General features: G+C 58.0%; 17 protein-coding genes and 1 pseudogene. 9 read left to right on the top strand and 9 right to left on the bottom strand.

Annotated elements, in window-relative coordinates; genetic code table 11:
- Positions 1–15: 15 nt before the first annotated feature.
- The 4 genes from A3AC_RS0103590 to A3AC_RS0103575 all read right to left on the bottom strand — a co-directional run bounded on the left by A3AC_RS0103590 (position 16) and on the right by A3AC_RS0103575 (position 4,413).
- The gene (locus A3AC_RS0103590; RefSeq protein WP_025597378.1) at positions 16–939 is read right to left on the bottom strand and encodes an ABC transporter substrate-binding protein; all 924 of its coding nucleotides are present in this window, start codon (positions 937–939) and stop codon (positions 16–18) included.
- 217 nt (positions 940–1,156) lie between these two features.
- Positions 1,157–2,320 (bottom strand): Gfo/Idh/MocA family protein, encoded by a 1,164-nt coding sequence (locus A3AC_RS0103585; RefSeq protein WP_025597376.1) that lies wholly within the window; start codon positions 2,318–2,320, stop codon positions 1,157–1,159.
- A 147-nt stretch (positions 2,321–2,467) separates the two neighbouring features.
- On the bottom strand, positions 2,468–3,295 hold the full coding sequence (locus A3AC_RS0103580) for an SDR family NAD(P)-dependent oxidoreductase (RefSeq protein WP_232231883.1): 828 nt from the start codon (positions 3,293–3,295) through the stop codon (positions 2,468–2,470).
- A 197-nt stretch (positions 3,296–3,492) separates the two neighbouring features.
- Complete coding sequence (locus A3AC_RS0103575) at positions 3,493–4,413, bottom strand: LysR family transcriptional regulator (RefSeq protein WP_025597372.1); 921 nt, start codon at positions 4,411–4,413, stop codon at positions 3,493–3,495.
- Positions 4,414–4,523: 110 nt separating this feature from the next.
- On the opposite strand from A3AC_RS0103575, the gene A3AC_RS0103570 reads away from it, so the two are divergent.
- The 6 genes from A3AC_RS0103570 to A3AC_RS0103545 all read left to right on the top strand — a co-directional run bounded on the left by A3AC_RS0103570 (position 4,524) and on the right by A3AC_RS0103545 (position 9,967).
- Positions 4,524–5,408: an intradiol ring-cleavage dioxygenase gene (locus tag A3AC_RS0103570; RefSeq protein ID WP_025597370.1), complete on the top strand. Its 885-nt coding sequence runs from the start codon at positions 4,524–4,526 to the stop codon at positions 5,406–5,408.
- The gene (locus A3AC_RS0103565) at positions 5,405–5,785 is read left to right on the top strand and encodes a Dabb family protein (RefSeq protein ID WP_025597368.1); all 381 of its coding nucleotides are present in this window, start codon (positions 5,405–5,407) and stop codon (positions 5,783–5,785) included. The genes A3AC_RS0103570 and A3AC_RS0103565 overlap by 4 nt, the downstream gene beginning before the upstream one ends.
- A gap of 80 nt (positions 5,786–5,865) precedes the next feature.
- The gene (locus tag A3AC_RS0103560) at positions 5,866–6,444 is read left to right on the top strand and encodes an NADPH-dependent FMN reductase (protein WP_025597366.1); all 579 of its coding nucleotides are present in this window, start codon (positions 5,866–5,868) and stop codon (positions 6,442–6,444) included.
- A gap of 80 nt (positions 6,445–6,524) precedes the next feature.
- Positions 6,525–7,877, top strand: coding sequence for an amidohydrolase family protein (locus tag A3AC_RS0103555; protein WP_156924564.1), 1,353 nt, complete (start codon positions 6,525–6,527; stop codon positions 7,875–7,877).
- Between the two features lie 31 nt (positions 7,878–7,908).
- Positions 7,909–8,799 carry a sugar phosphate isomerase/epimerase family protein gene (locus A3AC_RS0103550; protein ID WP_025597363.1) on the top strand — a complete coding sequence of 297 codons (891 nt, stop codon included), beginning with the start codon at positions 7,909–7,911 and terminating at the stop codon, positions 8,797–8,799.
- Positions 8,800–8,905: 106 nt separating this feature from the next.
- Positions 8,906–9,967 carry a maleylacetate reductase gene (locus A3AC_RS0103545; protein ID WP_025597361.1) on the top strand — a complete coding sequence of 354 codons (1,062 nt, stop codon included), beginning with the start codon at positions 8,906–8,908 and terminating at the stop codon, positions 9,965–9,967.
- A 23-nt stretch (positions 9,968–9,990) separates the two neighbouring features.
- On the opposite strand, the gene A3AC_RS0103540 is transcribed toward A3AC_RS0103545, so the two are convergent.
- Entirely contained in the window at positions 9,991–11,031 is a 1,041-nt protein-coding gene (locus A3AC_RS0103540) for a LacI family DNA-binding transcriptional regulator (RefSeq protein WP_025597359.1), read from the bottom strand.
- A gap of 92 nt (positions 11,032–11,123) precedes the next feature.
- Between A3AC_RS0103540 and A3AC_RS0103535 the strand changes: the two genes are divergently transcribed.
- Entirely contained in the window at positions 11,124–12,314 is a 1,191-nt protein-coding gene (locus A3AC_RS0103535) for a phytanoyl-CoA dioxygenase family protein (RefSeq protein ID WP_025597357.1), read from the top strand.
- A 6-nt stretch (positions 12,315–12,320) separates the two neighbouring features.
- On the opposite strand, the pseudogene A3AC_RS30875 reads toward A3AC_RS0103535, so the two are convergent.
- Positions 12,321–12,497, bottom strand: a pseudogene (locus A3AC_RS30875) (IS30 family transposase); the annotation flags it as partial.
- Between the two features lie 749 nt (positions 12,498–13,246).
- Here A3AC_RS30875 and A3AC_RS0103520 point away from each other — a divergent pair.
- Together A3AC_RS0103520 and A3AC_RS0103515 are read left to right on the top strand one after the other, a co-directional pair.
- Entirely contained in the window at positions 13,247–14,941 is a 1,695-nt protein-coding gene (locus A3AC_RS0103520) for a hybrid sensor histidine kinase/response regulator (RefSeq protein WP_035474519.1), read from the top strand.
- 338 nt (positions 14,942–15,279) lie between these two features.
- Positions 15,280–16,215, top strand: a complete 936-nt coding sequence (locus tag A3AC_RS0103515; RefSeq protein ID WP_025597352.1) for a LysR family transcriptional regulator — start codon at positions 15,280–15,282, stop codon at positions 16,213–16,215.
- Positions 16,216–16,729: 514 nt separating this feature from the next.
- Here the strand turns inward: A3AC_RS0103515 and A3AC_RS0103510 are convergent.
- From A3AC_RS0103510 to A3AC_RS0103500, 3 genes are all read right to left on the bottom strand, one after another.
- Positions 16,730–17,980 (bottom strand): MFS transporter, encoded by a 1,251-nt coding sequence (locus A3AC_RS0103510; protein WP_025597350.1) that lies wholly within the window; start codon positions 17,978–17,980, stop codon positions 16,730–16,732.
- A gap of 38 nt (positions 17,981–18,018) precedes the next feature.
- Positions 18,019–19,110 carry a porin gene (locus A3AC_RS0103505; RefSeq protein ID WP_084515347.1) on the bottom strand — a complete coding sequence of 364 codons (1,092 nt, stop codon included), beginning with the start codon at positions 19,108–19,110 and terminating at the stop codon, positions 18,019–18,021.
- A 105-nt stretch (positions 19,111–19,215) separates the two neighbouring features.
- Positions 19,216–19,986, bottom strand: coding sequence for an SDR family NAD(P)-dependent oxidoreductase (locus A3AC_RS0103500; protein WP_025597346.1), 771 nt, complete (start codon positions 19,984–19,986; stop codon positions 19,216–19,218).
- Positions 19,987–20,032 lie beyond the last annotated feature (46 nt).

Raw genomic sequence — 20,032 nt, 5'->3', positions numbered from 1 at the left:
TTGATGGTGGTCAGATTAACCACCCCAGCCCTTGTACGTGGCAACGTTGTCACGCGTGACCAGTTTGGGATCAAGCAGAATCACGGGGTTCGCAGGCTTCTTTCCTTTCGACAGCATGTCGTTGCCGATATCGAATGCCGTCTGTGCCATCGAATACGGACTTTGAGCAACCGTCCCTTGAATCGCTGAGGGAGCTTTCAGAAGCGAGGTCACTTCAGGCGAGCCGTCGACGCTGACGATCACGAAATCCTTCCGATTGAACTGTTTGGCCGCAAGATCGGCCCCGATGGCTTCCTGGTCACAGACCGTGAAGACGCCGTCGACCTTCGGAAAGCGCGTCAACAGGGATTGCATCACCGTCAGACCACCTTCACGCGTCGCCTTTGCGTTCTGGTTGTCAGAGAGGATCTCGAACTTGCCCTTGCTTAGCACCGACTGGCAGCCCTTGACGCGGTCCTGGATCGACGAAACGGACGGTCCGTTCAGGATGACAACCTTGCCTTTCCCGCCCAATTTGTCAGACAGGTACTGGCAGGCCATCTCGCCGGCCTTGAAGTTATTCGTCTGCACAGTGGCTGCTGCGCCGTCGGCCGACACGTCCACAGCGATCACAGGAATGCCGGCTGCCCCGGCACGTTTGATTGCCGGAAGTATCGCTTTCGGATCATCTGCGGTCAGAATGATCAGGTCGGTCTTGGCCGAAATGAAATTGTCGACCTGGGCGAATTGTTTGTTCAGGTCGTAGTCCGACGCGACCGTCATGACCTTTGCGTTCGGATTGTTCTGCTTCGCCCGGTCAGTAACGCCTTTGGAAATTGCAGTCTGGAAGGGATCACCGAGCGAATAGATTGCAACTCCTACCGAGTTGACGTCCTTGGCTGACACAGCGCTCGCGAGGAAGCTGCTAGCTGCGAGTCCGAGTAAGATTTTCGTGAACATGATTGTCTCCGATTATGATTTAAAAAAACCTATGAGCAAGGCGTCGCAAGAGAGCGGCGCATCTGGGATCGAAGTCAGGAGAGAGCTGCCTCCCGGCAGGTTAAATCTCCTGGCATTTGTCACACACTAAGCAAACCTAACCTTGTCCGGCTGAATCCGGACGGCGACTGTTGAATCCGAACCCGGGTTTTCTGTCACCAGCTCCCTGCTTCCTCGATTACCGGGTGAGCGTTGTCCACGCGCCGTCTTGCTCAGCGGACCGGACAGCCGCGTCGATCAACGACATCGTGTCTACGCCATCCGCAATGCCCGGAATGCCGTCGAGGTATGACTGATACGGCAACTCGAGACGCTTAGCCATCAAAGCCTTTGCAAAATCAGAGTAGAGATTCGCGAAAGCGAGGGCGTATCCTTCGGGATGTCCGGCTGTGAAGCGCGTCGCAGCAGCGGCTTGCGGCGAGAGGGTCGCGTAGCCGCGAGCCAGACGTTGGGCCGGCGCACCAGGAGGTTTGAACCAGAGAATTTCCGGTTCTTCCTGGACCCACGTGAGGCTGCCTTTCTCGCCAAAGATGCGGAAGGACAGACCGTGATCGTTGCCGGCTGCGACGTAACTGCCCCAGAGGCGGCCGCGAGCACCGCCTTCGAAGCGTGCCGTCAGATAGGCGTTGTCATACACTTCGCGCCCTTCAGCGAAAGTGGTCATTTCCGCGGACACTTGCTCGACGCGAAGCCCTGTGATGTACGAAACGATGTGATGAGCGTGAGAGCCGACTTCACCGAGGAGAACGCCCTTGCCCATCGACGATTCGCGGAAGCGCCAATGGCGATCAGGATTCTGCGGATCAACTACGAACCCGGCGCACAGTTCGCCTTCGATGCACTGGATTTTGCCAAGTGCCCCCGACGCTACCATCGCGCGCGCTTCGCGCACCATCGGGTAGCCGGTGTAGCAATGGGTGAGAAGAAATAGCCGATCATGTTGCTTGACGAGATCGTTGAGGCGTTGAGCCTCGGCGAGGTCACGGGTCAGCGGCTTCTCGCAGATGACGTCGATTCCTTTCTCCATGAAGACGCGTGCGACCTCGTAGTGCAACTGCGGGGGCGTCGCAATCACAACTGCGTCGATTCGGTCTTCACGTGCCGCTTCGCGTTCCGCCATCACACGGAAGTCGGTGTAGGCACGGTCATCAGCGATCAACTCGGCCCGCGCTGATGCTTTCGCAATCTCAGGGTCAATCGACATCGCGCCGGCCACAACGTCGTAGAGCCCGTCGGTTCGCATGGCGACAAGATGAGTGCGACCGATGACGGAATCTTTTCCGCCGCCGACAAGGCCCACTCGCACGCGTCGGCCGAATTGAGAAAGAAGGTCAGTAGACATGCGTTTCACCTGCTTTGTGCCTGCAGAATTACCTGAGGCTGTTTGAAGTTTTGCCAATCGTGCAAAGAAGCACGGGGCGACGTCGATAGAAGCACTTCGGTTTTTGAAACTGTGAGGCGGCGAGTCAACGCGTACGTTCGCGGGCGCTCACTGGGCCAGATACCCGCCGTCGATCACGAGTTCGGCACCTGTCATAAACGAGGATTCGTCACTGGCGAGGAATAGGCACACGTTCGCGACTTCCTCGGGGGTGCCCATGCGTCCCATCGGCGTTTTGGCAATGATCTCTGCGTTTAGGTCGTCCGGCTGGCTCGTCACGAGCGGCGTTCTGATCAATCCCGGGTGGACCGAATTCACCCGGATGTTCTCGGGCGCATACGTTACGGCCGCGTTTTTGGTCATGTTGCGCACGCCGCCTTTTGCTGCCGCGTATGCTGCGGCGCCGGCAGTGCCCACGATGCCCCACATCGACGAGAAATTGATGATCGAACCCTTGCGCATACCGCGCATCGACGGCAACACAGCCTGGATTCCGAGGAAACTGCCCGTGAGATTGACAGACAGCACTTTCTGCCAGCTGTCCAGGTCTGTGCCATCCAACGTTTCATAGCAGTAGACGATGCCCGCGTTGTTGACGAGTACATCGATGCGCCCGTGTTTGGCGATTACCGATTCCACTACACGCGACCAGTCCGCAGGGGACGAAACATCCAGTTGCTGAACGTCGAACTCTTTTGAGTCACTCGCCTTGATGTCAGCCGCGATAACCGTCGCGCCCTCGCGTGCGAAGGTCTGCGCCACGGTCAAACCGATGCCCTGTGCGGCCCCGGTGATCAAAGCGACTTTGTCTTTGAGTCGGTCCAATTTGTATCTCCTGTCTATATTTGCTTTCGCAGTTCGGCGTTCGTGGGTCCTGCGCGGATCTTCGGCTTCATGCCCCTCATCGTCAGGCGCTAACCGCTTGGTTGTCGTCACTGCAACACTGCGTTGCAACTTCCGACATGGCTGTAGACTATTCGAACGCGTCCCAAAGAAATATGCGCCTCCGCGAAATCATATTTCCAGCTAGCGGAAATATCTTTCGAGAGGGTACATCTTCAGGAAAAGTCCATCGGTACTTGCCCGAAACAGCTGGCCAAGGGGCCCGGCTTAGGGGAGCCTGATCGCGTTTTCTATCGAACAGCTCGCCACTTCGCGGCAAGTTGTCGTCGTTCCGTCCATTCGATCAGGAATTCAGTGAAGACCCTTATCTTGGCGGGCTGATAGCGGCGACTTTGATAGGCGAGATTGATGGTGAGGCGGGGCAACTGCCAATCCTCGAGGACGGGCACGAGACGTCCAGCGACGATGTCGTCATGAATGATATAGAGCGGCTGAATCACTATTCCCAAGCCAGATCGCCCTGCAGCGACGATGACCTGACCTTCATTGGAATCCAGCACACTGGTGATCGGAACGTCGCACGTCTCCTCGCCGCGCCGGAAGTGAAGAAGATATGGATCGACAGCGAGGTTGTAGACCAGCATGCGATGCTGGCCCAAATCCTCAGGTCTGGCGGGTCGGCCGTACTCGTTGAGATAGGCAGGTGACGCTGCGAGGATGCGGGAGGTATCCGCCAGCTTACGGACCGTAATTCCCGAATCGCCTTCGTGCTCACGCGTGCGGATGGCAATGTCGATTCCAGCTTCAATGAAATCAGGGTAGCGGTTCGCCGCTATCACCTGCACGGAAATGCTCGGATATCGTCGGTTGAATTCAGTCAGAAATGGAGCAATGTGCAGCGTTGCGAACGAGACAGAACTCGTCACTCGCAAGACTCCGGTCGGGCGCAAAGTCGCGTCGCTTGCCGCGGCTTCGGCTTCGGCCATCTCGGAGAGGACGGCAACGCAACTGCGCCGGTATGCCTCGCCTGCGTCCGTGAGCCATTGCCTGCGCGTCGTGCGCTCAATGAGGCGGGTACCCAGCCGCTCCTCGAGCGCGCTCAGTGTGCGGCTCGCTGCCGCGTTGGACATATCGAGTTGTTCAGCCGCTTTGGACAAGCTACCGAGTTCAGCCGTCAGCACAAAAAGTTCGATCTGGGTCCAGCGGTCCATGCGCGCGATTCATCCACCTAGCGGAAATGTCATTTCACTATAGCGCATTTTTTTCCTCTTACGGGGCTATTACCCTGTCGTCTCGTACACGCGCACTAGGAGACACAGCGATGCGCAACATCAATGAGGACACCATCACCCAGGCGGTACTGGCGTCGATGGACGAACGCTGCGACGGCAGGCTTCGTACGATCTTCACCAGCCTGGTGCAGCATCTTCATAGCTTCGCCCGGGAGGTGAAACTGACCGAGGCAGAGTGGTTCAAGGCCATCCAGTTTTTGACCGAGTGCGGCCATATCACTGACGACAAGCGCCAGGAGTTCATTCTCCTGTCGGACACGCTCGGGCTTTCGATGCTTGTGATGGCTCAGAATAACAAGAAGCCGACCGAATGCACGGAGGCGACCGTCTTCGGTCCCTTCTACGTCGAGGGGGCGCCGGAGTATGAAAATGGCGCAGACATCGCAAATGGCGCGCGCGGCGAGCCGTGCTTTGTGAGCGGCCAGATTCGAAGCCTCGACGGCACGCCGCTGGCCGGTGCGCAAATCGACGTGTGGCAATCCGACGAGGACGGATTCTACGACGTGCAGAAGTCGTCCGAAAATGCGAATTCCTCAGTCCATCAGGCGCGCGGCAGACTGCACAGCGGTCACGACGGCCGGTTCCATTTCCGTTCCATTCTCGCCGAGGCCTATCCCATTCCTCACGACGGGCCTGTGGGACGAATGCTGGAAGCACTCGGCCGTCATCCCTGGCGTCCGGCTCACCTGCATTTCATGATCAAGATGCCCGGATACGAGACGCTGATTACCCATGTGTTTCGCGACGGCGACCAATATCTCGATTCCGACGCGGTTTTCGGGGTCCGGTCAACGCTCATCACCAAATGGGTCAAGCACGACAGCGGCGTTGCCCCGGACGGTTCAAAAGTGGAAACGCCGTTCTATTCGCTCAAGTACGACTTCGTCCTGAATCCCGCGGAGGTTCCTGCATGATCCGACATATCGTCATGTGGCGAGTCCGTGGCGAGACGCCGGGCGAGCGTCAGGAAGCACGCAGACTCGTCAAGGAGAGTTTCGAAGGACTGCGAGGCGTGATCCCCGGCATGCTCAAGCTCGAAGTCGGGCTCGATTCCAGCGCGGTCGATTATGCCTGCGATGTCATCCTGATCACGGAGTTCGACTCGCAGGCCGCACTCGACGGATACGCGGCTCATCCAGAGCACCTGAGAGTGCGAGAAAGGCTCGGCGACATCCGAACGGCGCGCTTCCAGGTCGACTACGAAGTCGATTATGAGATCGATCAGCAGGCCGACTCTGAAGCACGAGACGCGATCGCGGCAGGTCGTGAGTTGCGCCAGGTACGTGCTTGAACGGCGACGCCGAACATTGAAACGAATCTTACTTAGATGGCCTTCCGGTCGTCGCAAAACCACTTTCAAAAGGAAATCTCATGTCTGATCAAAACTCGCTGCGTCTCGTAACGCTCGTCGGCAGCCTGCGTCGTCTCTCCTTCCATGCGGCTATCGCAGACTCGCTGCAGGCACTCGCGCCCGAAAACGTTCGGCTCACGAAGCTTCCCTCGGTTGGGCTGCTCCCGCACTACGACGCGGATGTCCAGGCCGAAGGCTTTCCGCAATCGGTGCTCGACCTGGGCAATGCAATCAGCGAGGCAGACGGCGTCATCATCGTTACGCCCGAGTACAACTATTCCGTTCCGGGTGTCCTTAAAAATGCGCTGGACTGGCTTTCTCGCCTCCCGACACCTCCTTTTGCTGGGAAGCCCGTAGCGATCCAGTCGGCATCGCCCGGCATCTTCGGTGGTGCCCGTGCGCAATATCATCTGCGTCAAAGCATGGTGTTCCTCGATGCGCAGGTGCTCAACAAGCCGGAAGTGATGGTTGGCGGCGCTGCGAGCAAGGTTGACGTCGAGGGTAAGACCATCACCGACCCGCAGACGCGCGAGATCATCTCCGCCCAGTTGAAGGCCTTTGCGCTTTTCGCCCAGCAGCGCAAACTTCTGAACAAGTGATCTGCTAATAACGTCGAGGCGAGATTGCATGCTTGACCTCGACGAGTATGTATCCCATCCATAACAGAGGAGACGCGTTGATGAAGCTGCTGATTACAGGAGGTCACGTAATCACGATGGATCCGGTCATCGGCAATGGCCGCTTCAACCTATTGATCGAGGACGGCCGCATTGTCGACATCGGTCCGGAGGTTCAGTCACACGATGCGGAACAGCTCGATGCGTCCGGTTGCATCGTCATTCCGGGCCTCATCAACGCGCATATGCACACGTGGCAGACCGCCCTTCGCGGCGTGACGGCGAACTGGACATTGCCTACCTACTTCCGCAGCGTTCATGCGGGACTTGCGACATGTTTCAACCCGGATGACCTCTACATCGGCACGCTGGTGGGCGCGCTTAACCAGCTGAACCTGGGAACGACAACGCTCGGTGACTGGTGCCACAACAATCCGACGCCCGACCACACGGATCGTGCGATCGACGGGCTGCTCGAATCAGGAATTCGTGCGGTCTATTTTCACGGCTCTCCAAAGCCGGACCCGAAGCCCGGACAGAAGCACTTCAGTGAGATTCCTCATCCTCGCGGCGAAATCGAGCGCTTGCTGAAGAACAGATTTGCGAGGCGCGACGCCAGAGTCACACTCGGGATGGCGATTCTCGGGCCTCACTACTCGACGTATGAGGTGTCCGAGCATGATTTTCGACTGGCGGCCGAATTCGAACTCATCGCCAGCATGCACTGCGCGGGTCTGGACCCGAAGACACCAGATGGTTGGGAACGTCTGGCGGAGGCTAACCTTCTTGGCCCGACCACCAACATCGTGCACGGTAACAATCTGACTGACGCGCAACTCCGGATGATGATCGATCGTGGCGTCACATTTTCTGTGGCGCCCGAGACCGAAATGACGCAGGGGCACGGCCATCCGATTACCGGCCGTCTGCGCGATGCGGGCAGCGCGCCTTCCCTCGGAGTCGACCTCGAGTCGGCCATCGCAGGCGATATGTTCACCGTTGCGCGCGTCGCATTGGCGTCGCAGCGCGCGTTGGACAACGCGGAAGCTCGGGCCGAAACCGGACAGTTGCCCGCTCATTCCACGATATCCACCTCTGATGCTCTCAGTTGGATAACGATCCGCGGTGCAGAGGCACTGGGCCTTCAGGACCGCCTCGGCTCGCTGACGCCGGGAAAACAAGCCGATGTCGTTTTGATCCGCGCAGACGGATTGAGTATGCGACCAGTGCACGATCCTGTTTCGGCAGTACTGATGCAGGGAAGTGCAGCAAACGTCGACACTGTGTTGGTCGCCGGCGAATTCAAAAAGCGCGACGGAAAACTCCTCTACGAGCATCTGGAGCAACGGCTCGACGAGCTGGATGCATCGGGCCACCGTATCAGCGAGCGCTTTGCAGCGCTGGTTCCTGCCTGAAAATTCGAACCCTGCTTTTGGAATACACCAATTGAGCACATTTGACATTGACCTGCTGGCCGCGTACTGGACTCTCGCTGGAGACGTGGATCCGCTCCAGCCTTCTATCAGTCCTTACTCGTTACAGGCGCGCGTCGAAGCGGCAGCAAGAGCCGGTTGGCGGGGCATTGGCGTGATCCATGAGGACCTGGTGGCGACTATCGACAAGGTAGGCGCGGACACTGTCAAACACATACTGGAAGACAACGGCATCAAACACTTCGAACTTGAGTTCCTCGTTGACTGGTACAGGGACGGTCCCGAGCGCCAGGCGTCGGATCGTGCTCGCCGCGTGATCCTCGAACTAGGCGCGAAGTTTGGCATGAAGAACGTGAAGATTGCTGCGAGTGTGCTGGATCAGCGAACGCCCAACTTCGCCCGGATGGCGGATGAATTCGCAACTCTGTGTCAGGAAGCGGCCGAGGTTGGTTCAAACGTGTCGATCGAAGTCATGCCGTTCTCGATCGTCAAAACGCTTGAAGATGGTCTCGCGATCGTTCAGGAAGCTAACCAGCCAAACGGTGGCCTACTCCTGGATATCTGGCACATGGTTCGCGGCGGAATCGACTTCAGCGAAATCGCAAAAGTCCCTCCGCAGTTCATCAAGGCGGTCGAACTCGACGACGCCAGCTCGACCGTCGAAGGATCGTTGCTGGAAGATACTGTCTTTCGCCGCAAGCTTTGTGGTGAGGGCGAGTTCGATTGTCCGGGGTTCATTGAGGCGGTCCAGGGCGCCGGATTTAACGGCGAGTGGTACGGCGTCGAGATCATCTCGACCGAGTATCGCAAGCTTCCGCTGCAAGAAATGGCGACCAGGTCGTTCGACACAACCATGCAGCAGTTCCACAACGTTGAAGCACGGCAACCCAAAGCCAGTGCTTGATCGATAGCAGGGCATGAGCAGATCGCAGGTACTGATGTTCGAGATTGGTGGCCTCTGGATGCTCGCTCGACATCAACCGCGCACTACGACTGGTAAGGATGCTTCAATGCACGATTTTGTTTATACCTCGCAGCCTTCGAAAGTGGTCTTCGGCGCCGGCGTACTAGCCCGCGTCAAAGAAGAAGTTCACGCGCTCGGAGCTAAAAAGGCCTTGGTCCTTTGCACCCCGGAACAGGAGGCGCAAGCAGCGCAGGTTTCCAATCTGCTGGGGCCGCTCAGCGCAGGTATCTTTGCAGAAGCAAAGATGCACGTCCCGATTGAAACAGCGAGACGTGCCCGTGACCATGCACGAAGCGTTGGCGCCGATTGCGCGGTGGCGATAGGCGGAGGATCCACCGTCGGCCTGGGTAAAGCCATCGCCCTGGAATCCAGCTTGCCGATCATTGCAATTCCTACGACGTATGCTGGCTCGGAGATGACACCGATCTACGGACTCACCGAGGATGGGTTGAAGCGTACCGGACGCGACCAGCGTGTGCTGCCCAAGACTATTATCTACGATCCCATCCTGTCGTCGAGCCTGCCGCTCGGGCTGTCCTTCGTAAGCGGCCTGAATGCCATTGCGCATGCTGCGGAAGGGCTGTATGCCCGCGACGGTAATCCCGTCATGTCGCTGATGGCCGAAGACGGAATACGCGCGATGGCAGCCGGCCTGAGGGGCATCAAAGCGGATCCCCAGAACATCTCGGCGCGGGGCGAGTGTCTTTACGGCGCATGGATGTGCGGCAGTGTACTGGGCCACGTCGGAATGGCTCTTCACCACAAGCTCTGCCACACCTTGGGAGGAAGCTTCAGTCTCCCACACGCGGAAACGCACGCTATCGTCTTGCCCCACGCGTTGGCGTACAACAGCGACGCGGCACCCGATGCCATGTTGCGAATCGCGCGAGCACTAGGAAGTGAAAGCGCAGCGCTTGGCGTCTTCGAGCTTGGTCGCGAACTCAACATTCCGTCGGGGTTGCGCGAGATTGGAATGCAGGAATCCGATCTCGACCGTGCATGCGATATCGCACTGGCAAACCCTTATTGGAATCCACGCCCGATAGAGCGCGAGCCGCTTCGCGCTCTGCTGCAGGACGCCTGGAACGGAAACCCGCCCCGCGTGTGATTGCAGCCTTTGTGAAGACGGGCCTATCTAAATCGACTGGCAATGTGCTCCGGGATGTTTTCCGGAGTCACGACGACGACCGAAGAAGATGGAGCGATCGCTGATGCAGGAATCAGCCGATGAAAGTGCATGATGTGCTGGCAAGCCGAACGCATGTCCTGACGCAAATCGTGATGAAGGATGGCCTGCACACTTCCCCGAAGAAGCAAGCCAACGTTGTCGCGGTCAAGATCGTGCCCGATAAAGCATATGGGGTTTTGCTTCGCCGCCTCCAACACTTTAAGCACGGCTGCGTTGCCTCCACCCATCGAGTACACGGCAGCAATGCTTGACCTTCTGGTCACGACTTTGCGCATCCTCTCTTCTGTTTGCAGATTCAATCCGTGTCCACCACTCGCGTCGAGCAAACTCAGGTTCGGGTAACTTACACGCAGGGCGCGCCGGAAACTCGCCTCACGCTCCTCCTCTCCTCTGAAGCCTTCGTCACTCATCGTGATTAACACCGTTCCGCCGGTACCTTTCAGCCACTGACCGATGAGATACGCCGCCGTCGCACCCGCCACCCGATTATCGGGTCCGCCGTAGGCGATGCGCGCCGACAACGGAATGTCGGTGAACGTGGTCACGACAGGTATGCCCATTGTCTTCAACTCTCCGATTGCGTCGGAGATATCAGAGACGTCCCGTGCTTTCAGCAAAACGCCGTGACTACCTCGCCTGCCAATCGATCGAAGCGTTTCAACGACCTCCGCCGTAGTCATCGTTTCACGCATGTGAAAGCGGGGCCTCAGCACCGCAGGGTGAAAGGCGGGTAACTCCGCTTCGAGTGCCTCCTGAATTTCCGTGGAGAATCGGGACGGCGCTTCGGCCACCACATCGATGATGAGCTTGCGCCCCGTCGCCGCCAGTTGAATCTCCTGCTTCTCCAACTCCCGGATAGCCTGCTCGACCCGCCTGCGTGTGCCTTCGCGCACATGGGCACGCCTGTTCAATACGCGGTCCACCGTAGCGACACCGACACCAGCCTGCAACGCAATCTCTTTTATGAGGAAGCGATGAGCCATCGTCACGTCCTTGGTTTTGATGGTTTTTTGATGTGTTTATCGTACCTCCCGGCTCGACGATGCGTCTATGCTTGACGAAAACGGAGCGAGACATGAATGCAACGGAGCCACGCAGCGAAACGTTAGCAAACAACTGGTATCGGGAGAGCGACTGCTCACTCGAAGCTTTCGCGGATCAACTGCGGAAAAAGACTGACCTCGGCTTGCGATTTTCGGTCGAGGCAGAGTGCGAAGTTCCCTTCTACGATTGCCGTGCGCTTGATGAAGTTTTGATCGATCCTGTTCGGCAACAGGCGCTGCAGGCCGAATGGACAAACGTGCTTCTCGACGGCGCGGGCGTGCTGGTGCTAAAGAGCGCCTTCAGGGACACGGCGCCCGTCGATGAAGCGACCCGCATTTTTGAACAGATCATCAGGCAGGAGCGTGAATCCGGGACACAAGGAGCAGACCATTTCGCCAAAGCGGGCGCGAACGACCGCATCTGGAACGCTCACGAAAAGCTCTGTCTGCATGCGCCCACCGTGTTCGCACGCTATTTTTCGAATGCGTTCATCGCATGTGTCGCGCAAGCATGGCTCGGCCCCTGCTTTCAGATGACCGCTCAGGTCAACGTCGTTCGCCCAGGCGGAGAGGCGCAGCAAGCACACCGCGACTACCATCTCGGCTTCCAGACAGTAGAGGAAGCGCAGCGTTTTCCCGCCCATGTCCATACGATGTCGCCATTCCTGACACTGCAAGGCGCTGTCGCGCATAGCGACATGCCAATCGAGAGTGGTCCCACGAAACTGCTGCCGTTTTCGCAGCGTTATGCTCAAGGCTACCTGGCGTGGCGACGCCCCGACTTTCGCGACTTCTTCGAAGCCCACTGCGTGCAGTTACCTCTCGCTAAAGGGGACGCGCTCTTTTTTAATCCGGCACTCTTCCATGCCGCCGGCGCGAATCGCACGCCAGACGTGCAGCGAATCGCGAATCTGTTGCAGATATCTTCGGCTTATGGCCGCGCGATGGAAACTCTCGATCGCATGCGCATGTGTGAAGCCGTCTATCCCGTACTTCTCGAGTACACGGCCAACGGCCAGTTGACCGCGACTGAGATCGAGTCCGTCATTGCATCCACGGCGGAAGGATACGCGTTCCCTACCAATCTTGATCGCGACCCACCGGCAGGTGGCCTTGCGCCCGCCAGTCAGCAAGCGCTCTTGCGTCGCGCACTGGACGAAGCGTGGCACCCGTCGATGCTTAGCGAAGCGCTGCTGCTCCAAGACTGGAAACGAACCGGTTAAAGCCGCCCAATGACCCAGTATCGCGCGGTCCTCACCTGTCGCGGGGGGCTCGCTGATCGATACGGTGCCGCAGAGTCTGCGGTGGTCGTCCGTCTTCATGCTGTGATGACGGGAACGACGCATCGTCAGCGTCCGCCGCAAATGCTCCGGCAATTCCTTCTTTAGCGCACCGCAGGCCCGTATGGGCGCCCATGCCGTCGGCGCTGCCGTCCCTTTGGGAGACCTGCCTGCACTTCTACGACTGGTCGATTGCGTTTCGATATCGCGAGTGGACATTGTCCAGATGAGCCTTCACCGCAGCGGTTGCCTTTGAAACCTTGCGGGCCTCGATTGCATCTACGATCTCTCGTCGCTCGTTTAGCGCAAATTCGCTCGCGTTAATTCCAAAATCGGTTGCAAATTGCGACGCAATTCCCATGACCGTTTCCATCATCAAGACGAGCGGCGAGTTCTGGCTACACTCTGGTCTATATCGTGAGATGAGGTGACGCATGACGCCTCCTGACCCCTCGAGCGGCACGTGGCAGTCGTTCGTGCGCTCAGCGCCGAAGAGCAGAGAATGCGCAGATCGCTATAAGAACGGTAGCGATAGCCCATTTCACTCGATGTCGCCTCGGGCAGTGCTGCGCTTGGTCGTCGAGCCGACCGCGTTCACGCTTGATGAACATACGCTGAACGTATTGCGGCCCACTATGCTCACGACGTTCTGACGGCAATCTTCGGTGACCACCCCCCGGTGTTAATCCGGCAGCGCAAATGCGCCCGAACCAGCTGTCTGCCGAAATCTCCCGATCAGGCCGTCCGCCGTTGACTTCATCGACGGAGTCCCCTACTGTTATGCATTCGCTCAAAGTTTGGGATAAGGCATTGGTCGCAAGCTGCGGCGAGCGTTTCCTTCCAGTCCCCTTCGCCATCATCCCTTGGACGGTAGCATGCCCGGATATACCGGCGAGCTTGCCCGACGGCCTGCGCGGGCGCCAGATTATGCAGCCGAAAATCGGGCGCTCGTTGCTCTCGCGCGGGCGCAGGCAGGCTCGCGAGCAGACTTCCTGCAGGCTGTTGCGGACACCGCCATGTCGCTCTGCTCGGCAGGCAGCGCCGGCATCAGCCTCATTGAGCAGCAAGACGACGAGCGGTTCTTTCGCTGGCTTGCCGTATCCGGACTCTGTGCGGGACTGCAGGGAAAGACAACCGCATGGAATGAGTGCCCCTGCGCAGTAACCTTGCATGCGGGTACCGCTCAGCTATTCGTCGACCCACAAACCCAGTTCCCGTGCCTGGCCTTTCCCGGAATTTGCGTCCCGGAAGGTATCGTTGTACCCATCAATGTCGCCGGACGAGACCTCGGGGCAATATGGGTCATGTCCCATCGGGAAGATTGCCGGTTCGACGCCGAAGATGCGCGGCTTCTGTCCAACCTGGCGGTCTTCGCGGGCTCTGCGCTCACCATAGTGAATGCCCGGGACGTCAGTGTCGACAGCGACCGTAGGCACAACGAATTCATCGCAATGCTTGGCCACGAACTGCGAAATCCCATGGCCCCAATAGATAGTGCAATTGGCGCCGCGACGCGTCTCTGCGCTGATAATCCACGAGCTGCTGGTGTGCTGAAAATCGCACAAAGGCAGATGCGTCACCTGCGCACGCTGGTTGACGACCTTCTCGATGCCGCGCGCCTGCAGCATGGAAAACTCTCTATCAAGCTCAGCGATACATCGCTCAACGACATTACGTTCGATGCCCTTGCGGCCATCAGGCATCACATCGACGCGCGCAAGCATACGTTGACCATCACCGGCCTTGACGACCCGGTCTTTGTTCGTGCTGACCATGTTCGACTAAGTCAGGTCCTTGGCAATCTGCTTTCGAATGCGGCCAAATACACCGCGGTCGGCGGGAACATACGGCTGAGCGTCAACGTGGAGAGCGCCGGCAATCTTGATGACCCACCCGGCTTGGTACTTATCGAGGTTCAGGACAACGGCATTGGTATTGAAAGCGCCGCTCAGCATCACGTGTTCGATTTATTCGCGCAAGGAGCCAGCGGCGGAGCGCGAGCAGACGGAGGCCTTGGAATCGGACTAGCCGTCGCCAAGCGCATGGTGGAGCTTCACGGCGGAAAAATCTCGCTGCGCAGCGACGGGCCGGGATGTGGAACGACCGTAAGCCTCAGATTGCCGATACTAAGGTCGGCGGTCGATACCGACACCACTCGGCAGGCGAAGACATCTACCGAGATGAAAGGAGTCCGACTGCTGGTCGTCGACGACAATCGCGAGGCTTTGCAAGCGGTCGGGATTCTGCTGGAAGTCGAAGGCTACGAAGTGGCAACTTCGGACAATGGAGCCGACGCAATCAAGCTAATGTTAGCGTGCCATCCAAAGGTCGCATTGATTGACATCGGGATGCCGGTGATGGATGGCTTCGAAGTTGCACGCCAGGTCCGTTTGAACCCGAACCTCGACGACGTCCAGCTGGTAGCCCTTACCGGCTACGCCGCTGAGTCAGACAAGTCCCGCGCGCTTGCCGCGGGTTTTGACTACCACCTTACAAAGCCGCTCTCTCTGGACAAGCTGGAGTACATCCTCTCGAATGTGTCTGATGGCGGGCTGTCCTGCTTAGTGTAGCTCTGAGAGACGCCATGCAGCCCTTGGTCGGGCCGCCTGCCCGGGAAATGCCATGGCTTCCAGCCAAGGCCCCGAAAAAGCACTCGCTCGCTGCCGTCCCAGTTTCGTTACTCCCGCAGCCTCTGTCCTATGGCTGCCGTTTCAGTGATACGAGGCGTTCTGGAGATGCACGGTGCTTCCCTGGCTCTTGTCATTAAACGCGAGCGTTGCAAATCTGGGGGGACCATAAATTTCCTTCACTATAGCCAGTCGGAACAAGCAAGATGGGCTCCTGATATGCCAGGTAAAATAGACTGGTCCTCTTATTTATTCTATTTACCGAACGTCAAGGACGCGCCATGGATTGGACTCACCGCCTGCGACTCCGGCATCTACGGATGCTGATGTCGATCATGCAGACCGGCAATTTGAGCCAGTCCGCAGAAGAACTCTGCACCACGCAGCCGGCCTTGTCCAAATGGCTACGCGAACTTGAGGAAGATATCGGTCTACCGCTGTTCGAGCGGCGCGCGCGCGGGCTAAGGCCGACGGAGTACGGACTGGCGCTGGTCGAGCACGCGAGGCGCATTGAGGGTCATCTGAACAACGCGCGCGACGACATGCTGGCACTGCGCGAAGGCGGTACCGGACTGGTCTCGATCGGCACTTCTGGGGTCTCGGCAGCCGATACTGTGCCTTTGGCGACCGCGGCCTTAGTCGAACGTATGCCGCGCGCGCAGATACGACTGGTCGAAAGCACCATGAATCAGCTAATGCCGCAACTGATCCACGGCGAGCTCGATATAGTGGTAGGACGCGCGGCAGACACCCTGCCCGATCCGCAGCTCAAAAACGAGACGCTGTACCGCGACCCGATCAACTTCGTGTCCGGCTTGGCGCATCCACTGGCTAGTCGCTCCTCGGTTGACTGGCACGATCTGCTCGACTACAGGTGGATCGTGTGGCCCGCGGGCACGCCCGTACGGACTGCCCTCGAAGCAGCGCTGGCCACCGCCGGCCATACCATGCCACGTCATTGTGTGGAATCGAATTCATCTATCCTGAACGTGACGCTGTTGAATCATTCAAACCTGATCGGGGTAGCCTCGCATCGCGCAGCAGGACGCTTTGCGCGGCTCAATGCACTGCATGTGTTGCGAATGCCTAGGCCACTTGCTAGCTCGGGGGCGGTCGCCATGTACTGGCGGCCTGACAGTGAAAGCCGTGAGGCAGTCGCGCTCGCGCTCGATTGTCTGCGCCGAAGTGCGGCCCTCGAGCCAGACGATGCTCGGTAACGTGACTGCGCGCACTCCAACCCGCCTGTGCGCGGCGGACCTTACGCCGTTACGCGCACGTCGCATCTGCGGAACGAGATCAGGCGCATGCTTGCCCGGCACGGAGGCTTCAGAGCAATCGAACACCACAGACGCCTCGATCCGTCACGCTGCCGGGGTACAGTGGTGCGCCATAAGAACGCCCCATGGAAACAGTAGGCTGACATCGCTGGAGCCGAGAAACACTTAAACCCGCTCCCGCCCAGAAAGGGACGATCAAATCACCTCTGCGTCTTAACGGTGCAGCATATCCGCCGACGCAACCGTTGGCAGTGACGCACTGCCTCTAAATCACATACCGGTCCTCATCCGCGAAATCTTGGGAATTCCAATCGCGGACGAACGTGAACGGAGCACTGTCTTGGACGCGAAGCGGAGGAGCTAAGGCGTGCTAACGGAAGCCAGCGCGCTTTATCCCAGGGGAAGCTCGACCACCGTATAACCGCTAAAGGCTACGATTGCCTGGCGAGATACATTAGCAGCGTTCACTCTTGTCGACGCCGTATTTGTACGGCCCCAGGATAACGATCGAAATTGCGGACAGGGAGACCAGTCCAACAATCAAATAGAGTGCCAATGTGTATGAGCCAAGCATGGCATATGCTCTCCCAAGGACTAGCACGCCCAGGCCGCCGCCTTGCGCATAGAGAAACATGACCAAGCCAAACGCCCGCCCATAACTGGCCTTTGGCACATATCGACTCAAAACGTAGGCAGCGACATCGGCCTCGGCTCCGAGTCCCACTCCGATGAGCGCAGCCGCGACGTAGACTTCCCAGCCAGCGTCCATATAGGTGATCAAAAGCACCCCGGCGCCGGTGAGGACAAAAATGAACGCGGCTACAAACGGGGCGAAGAGCCTATCGAGCAAAGCGCCCACCATCATACGAGACACGACCGAACTTAGGCTAATGGTCGAAAGCGCGGTCAACGCTACCGCTCTGGTCATTCCTTTGTCGACCACGATCGGGACTACTTGAGAAAGCAGACCATATGTCCCCGCAGAAACAAACAGAATCGAGCTCGACACTAGCCAAAGGTGCTTTGTTTTTGCAAGGTCCAGAAGCGAATCGCCGGCGAACTTGCCTCTACTGAGTGCCGCTTTCCGCTCCTGCTCCCAGTGTTGAGGCATGCGCAGCAAGAACGCTACATTGATGAACGGCAGGATCATGGCGAGCGCGCCCACCATCTGAACGGCACTGCGCCAGCCAAAACGTTCCGACAATAACGACAATACAAACGGCATGAGCGTTCCGCAAAGGCCCAAACCAACGTTGACGATCCCCAATGCAAGTCCTCGACGCCCCTCGAACCACGCGTTGATAACGATCGAATAGATCGTAGGAGATACAACGCCTGCTCCAAGGCCCATTATTGCGCAAAGCGCGTACAACCACACCAGCTGCGGGGGAACAAAAGACATGGCCATCAGGCCGCCACCGAAGGCGACGGCCATCCAGGCCGTCGATTTGATACCCCATCGATCCACCAAGGCGCCCACAGCGAGCATGCTCAGACCATCCACGGCGGTGAAAATGGCCAGCGCGGTCGATAGTTCAGCACGCGTCCAGCCGAACTCGGCGCTAAAGGCTCCAGCAAACACGTTGAATAGAACCGGCATCACGTTGACACCGACCATCAGCGCAACGAATCCAGCACCGACATATCGCCATGGACTGCCTACGCGAGAGAAATTCACGTTTTCGACGCTATACCGCGTACTCATTCCACTCCCCTTTGAACTTCCAAAAAACCATGCGCTCGTTAAAAGTTGTGTCGAACTCCGGCACGAATCGCCAGTTGCCTGGAGGTCGAGGACGGCGCCAGGTTGGTGATAGCTGCTACAGCCGTGTGACCGGTTGAATCGCGCCCAGAGGCGTGCATAAAGCCGCCGATCAAAAACACGTCTGTTCGCTTCGACAAAGCGTAATCGGCCGCAAGAATGCCTTCCTCATATTTTGAGTGCGGCGCATACGTCATAATCGCGCCGGCCGAAAACGCGAAAGCAGGGGTCCAGCGGTAGCTGTAGGTCACGGCGATGTTTTGGAAGCGCGCGGAAAATCCCGCTGGATCGGAATTCACGGCGACCGGAATATCGGTGAATACCGTGTTGGTATACATTGCGGAGAACGTATTGCCGCCGAACTTATAGCCGAACGACGTTCCAAATACTCGCTGGCTCGCGGCTGCCACGTAGCCTCCATAGATCGGATTGGTCCATGGCACGGTCAACGTTTGCTGCGACAGCGGGACACCTTCCTTACCGTAATACAACGAGGTCAGCGGATTGTCCGCAATCCGGTAAACGACAGAGACGTAATAGGGGTCGCCCCGGTATTCGACCATGGCGCCGACAAGCTTGTTATGTGAGAACCCCAGTGAGCTGCCCGGCATGGACAGCATTGATTCAAAAGCCACGCCATGGAAGCTCGGCGAACGATACTTGATAGTGTTCGTGGGGAAAGAGTCACTCCACGCGTTATCAACGTCGCCCGCATTGGCGCCAGTGGAGCCCGCAAAGTTGAACGCGGCCGTGTGTTCAACGAGTGCGTCTACAACAACGTCGTACTGCGTGCCAAAGCTCAATGTTCCATACGGGCTGACCAGTCCGAGCGCCGCCTGCCGGCCGAACATCGCACCATTTTGATTCGCTGCACCGGAGTTCAGCGAAAAGCCGTTCTCGAGCTTGAAGTACGTCTTGTACCCGCCGCCGAGGTCCTCAGTACCGGTGAGACCAAAATCACTAGAACGTCGGCCTACCGCCATACCCACGAATTTGCCTTTTCCTTCGTTGTTCACGTACAGCAATGAGTCGTCGATGGTTCCATACAGACACACTGCTCTGGGCGTACGCATGAAGGGAAGTTCCGGCCACCACTGCGATGACGATTGTTCTTTTCAACATCCCTATCCTCGACTCTCGGGCCTCTAAAGGCCCGAGAAGTATCTCTTCTGAGATTTTTATTTACCGGCGAACTGGCTGAGGACATAGCTCGGCATGCTCAGTGCGCCGTCAATGACAATGTCTTGACCGGTGACATAAGCCGCTTCATCCGATGCCAGGTAAAGCGAAAGATGCGCAACCTCCTCTGACGACCCTGACCGTCCCATCGGTACGCTTTGGCGCAATGCTTCGACGTACGGTTGGGTTTCATTGAACTCATTGAGAATGAAGCCCGGGCACACCGTATTGACCCGAATTCGGTCGGCGGCAAACTCGCGCGCAGCGATCTTGCCCAGACCGCGCATCGCCCATTTGCTGGAGCTATACGCTGCGAACGGCGTACCGGTCACGCTCGACGTGGAGCCGATATTGATGATCGAGCCACCGCCGTTCTTGCGCATCAGTGGTACGACAGCACGGATGCCCAGGAACATCGTGGTGGCGTTAGTCTCGATTGTGTTGTTCCAGTCGGCCAGGCTAGTGGTCATGATCTTGTTTCGATCGTTGATGCCCACGTTGTTGATCAGCACATCGATCCGCCCCTTCACCGATTCCAGCTGGGCGATGGCCTTCGCCCAGTCTTCTTCACGTCGGGCATCCAGGTGAATATAGGTGGCATCACCGCCCTGCTCGCGAATCTCTTTAGCAAGAGTTTCGCCACGCTCGTCGAGAATGTCACCAATCAGGACACTTGCGCCCTCACTAGCAAACAGGCGAGACTCGGCCGCACCGATACCACGCGCACCACCGACATTCAGAACGATTTTCTCTTCAAGACGACGCTTCATGTTTAGTTATCCTTTCAAATATGATTGAACGATACTGGCCATACGA

Origin of the sequence: Burkholderia sp. WSM2230 (assembly GCF_000472445.1) — a bacterium.
GTDB lineage: Bacteria > Pseudomonadota > Gammaproteobacteria > Burkholderiales > Burkholderiaceae > Paraburkholderia.
Note: the sequence above shows the minus strand (reverse complement) of the source record. Positions and strands in the feature narration are given on the sequence as shown.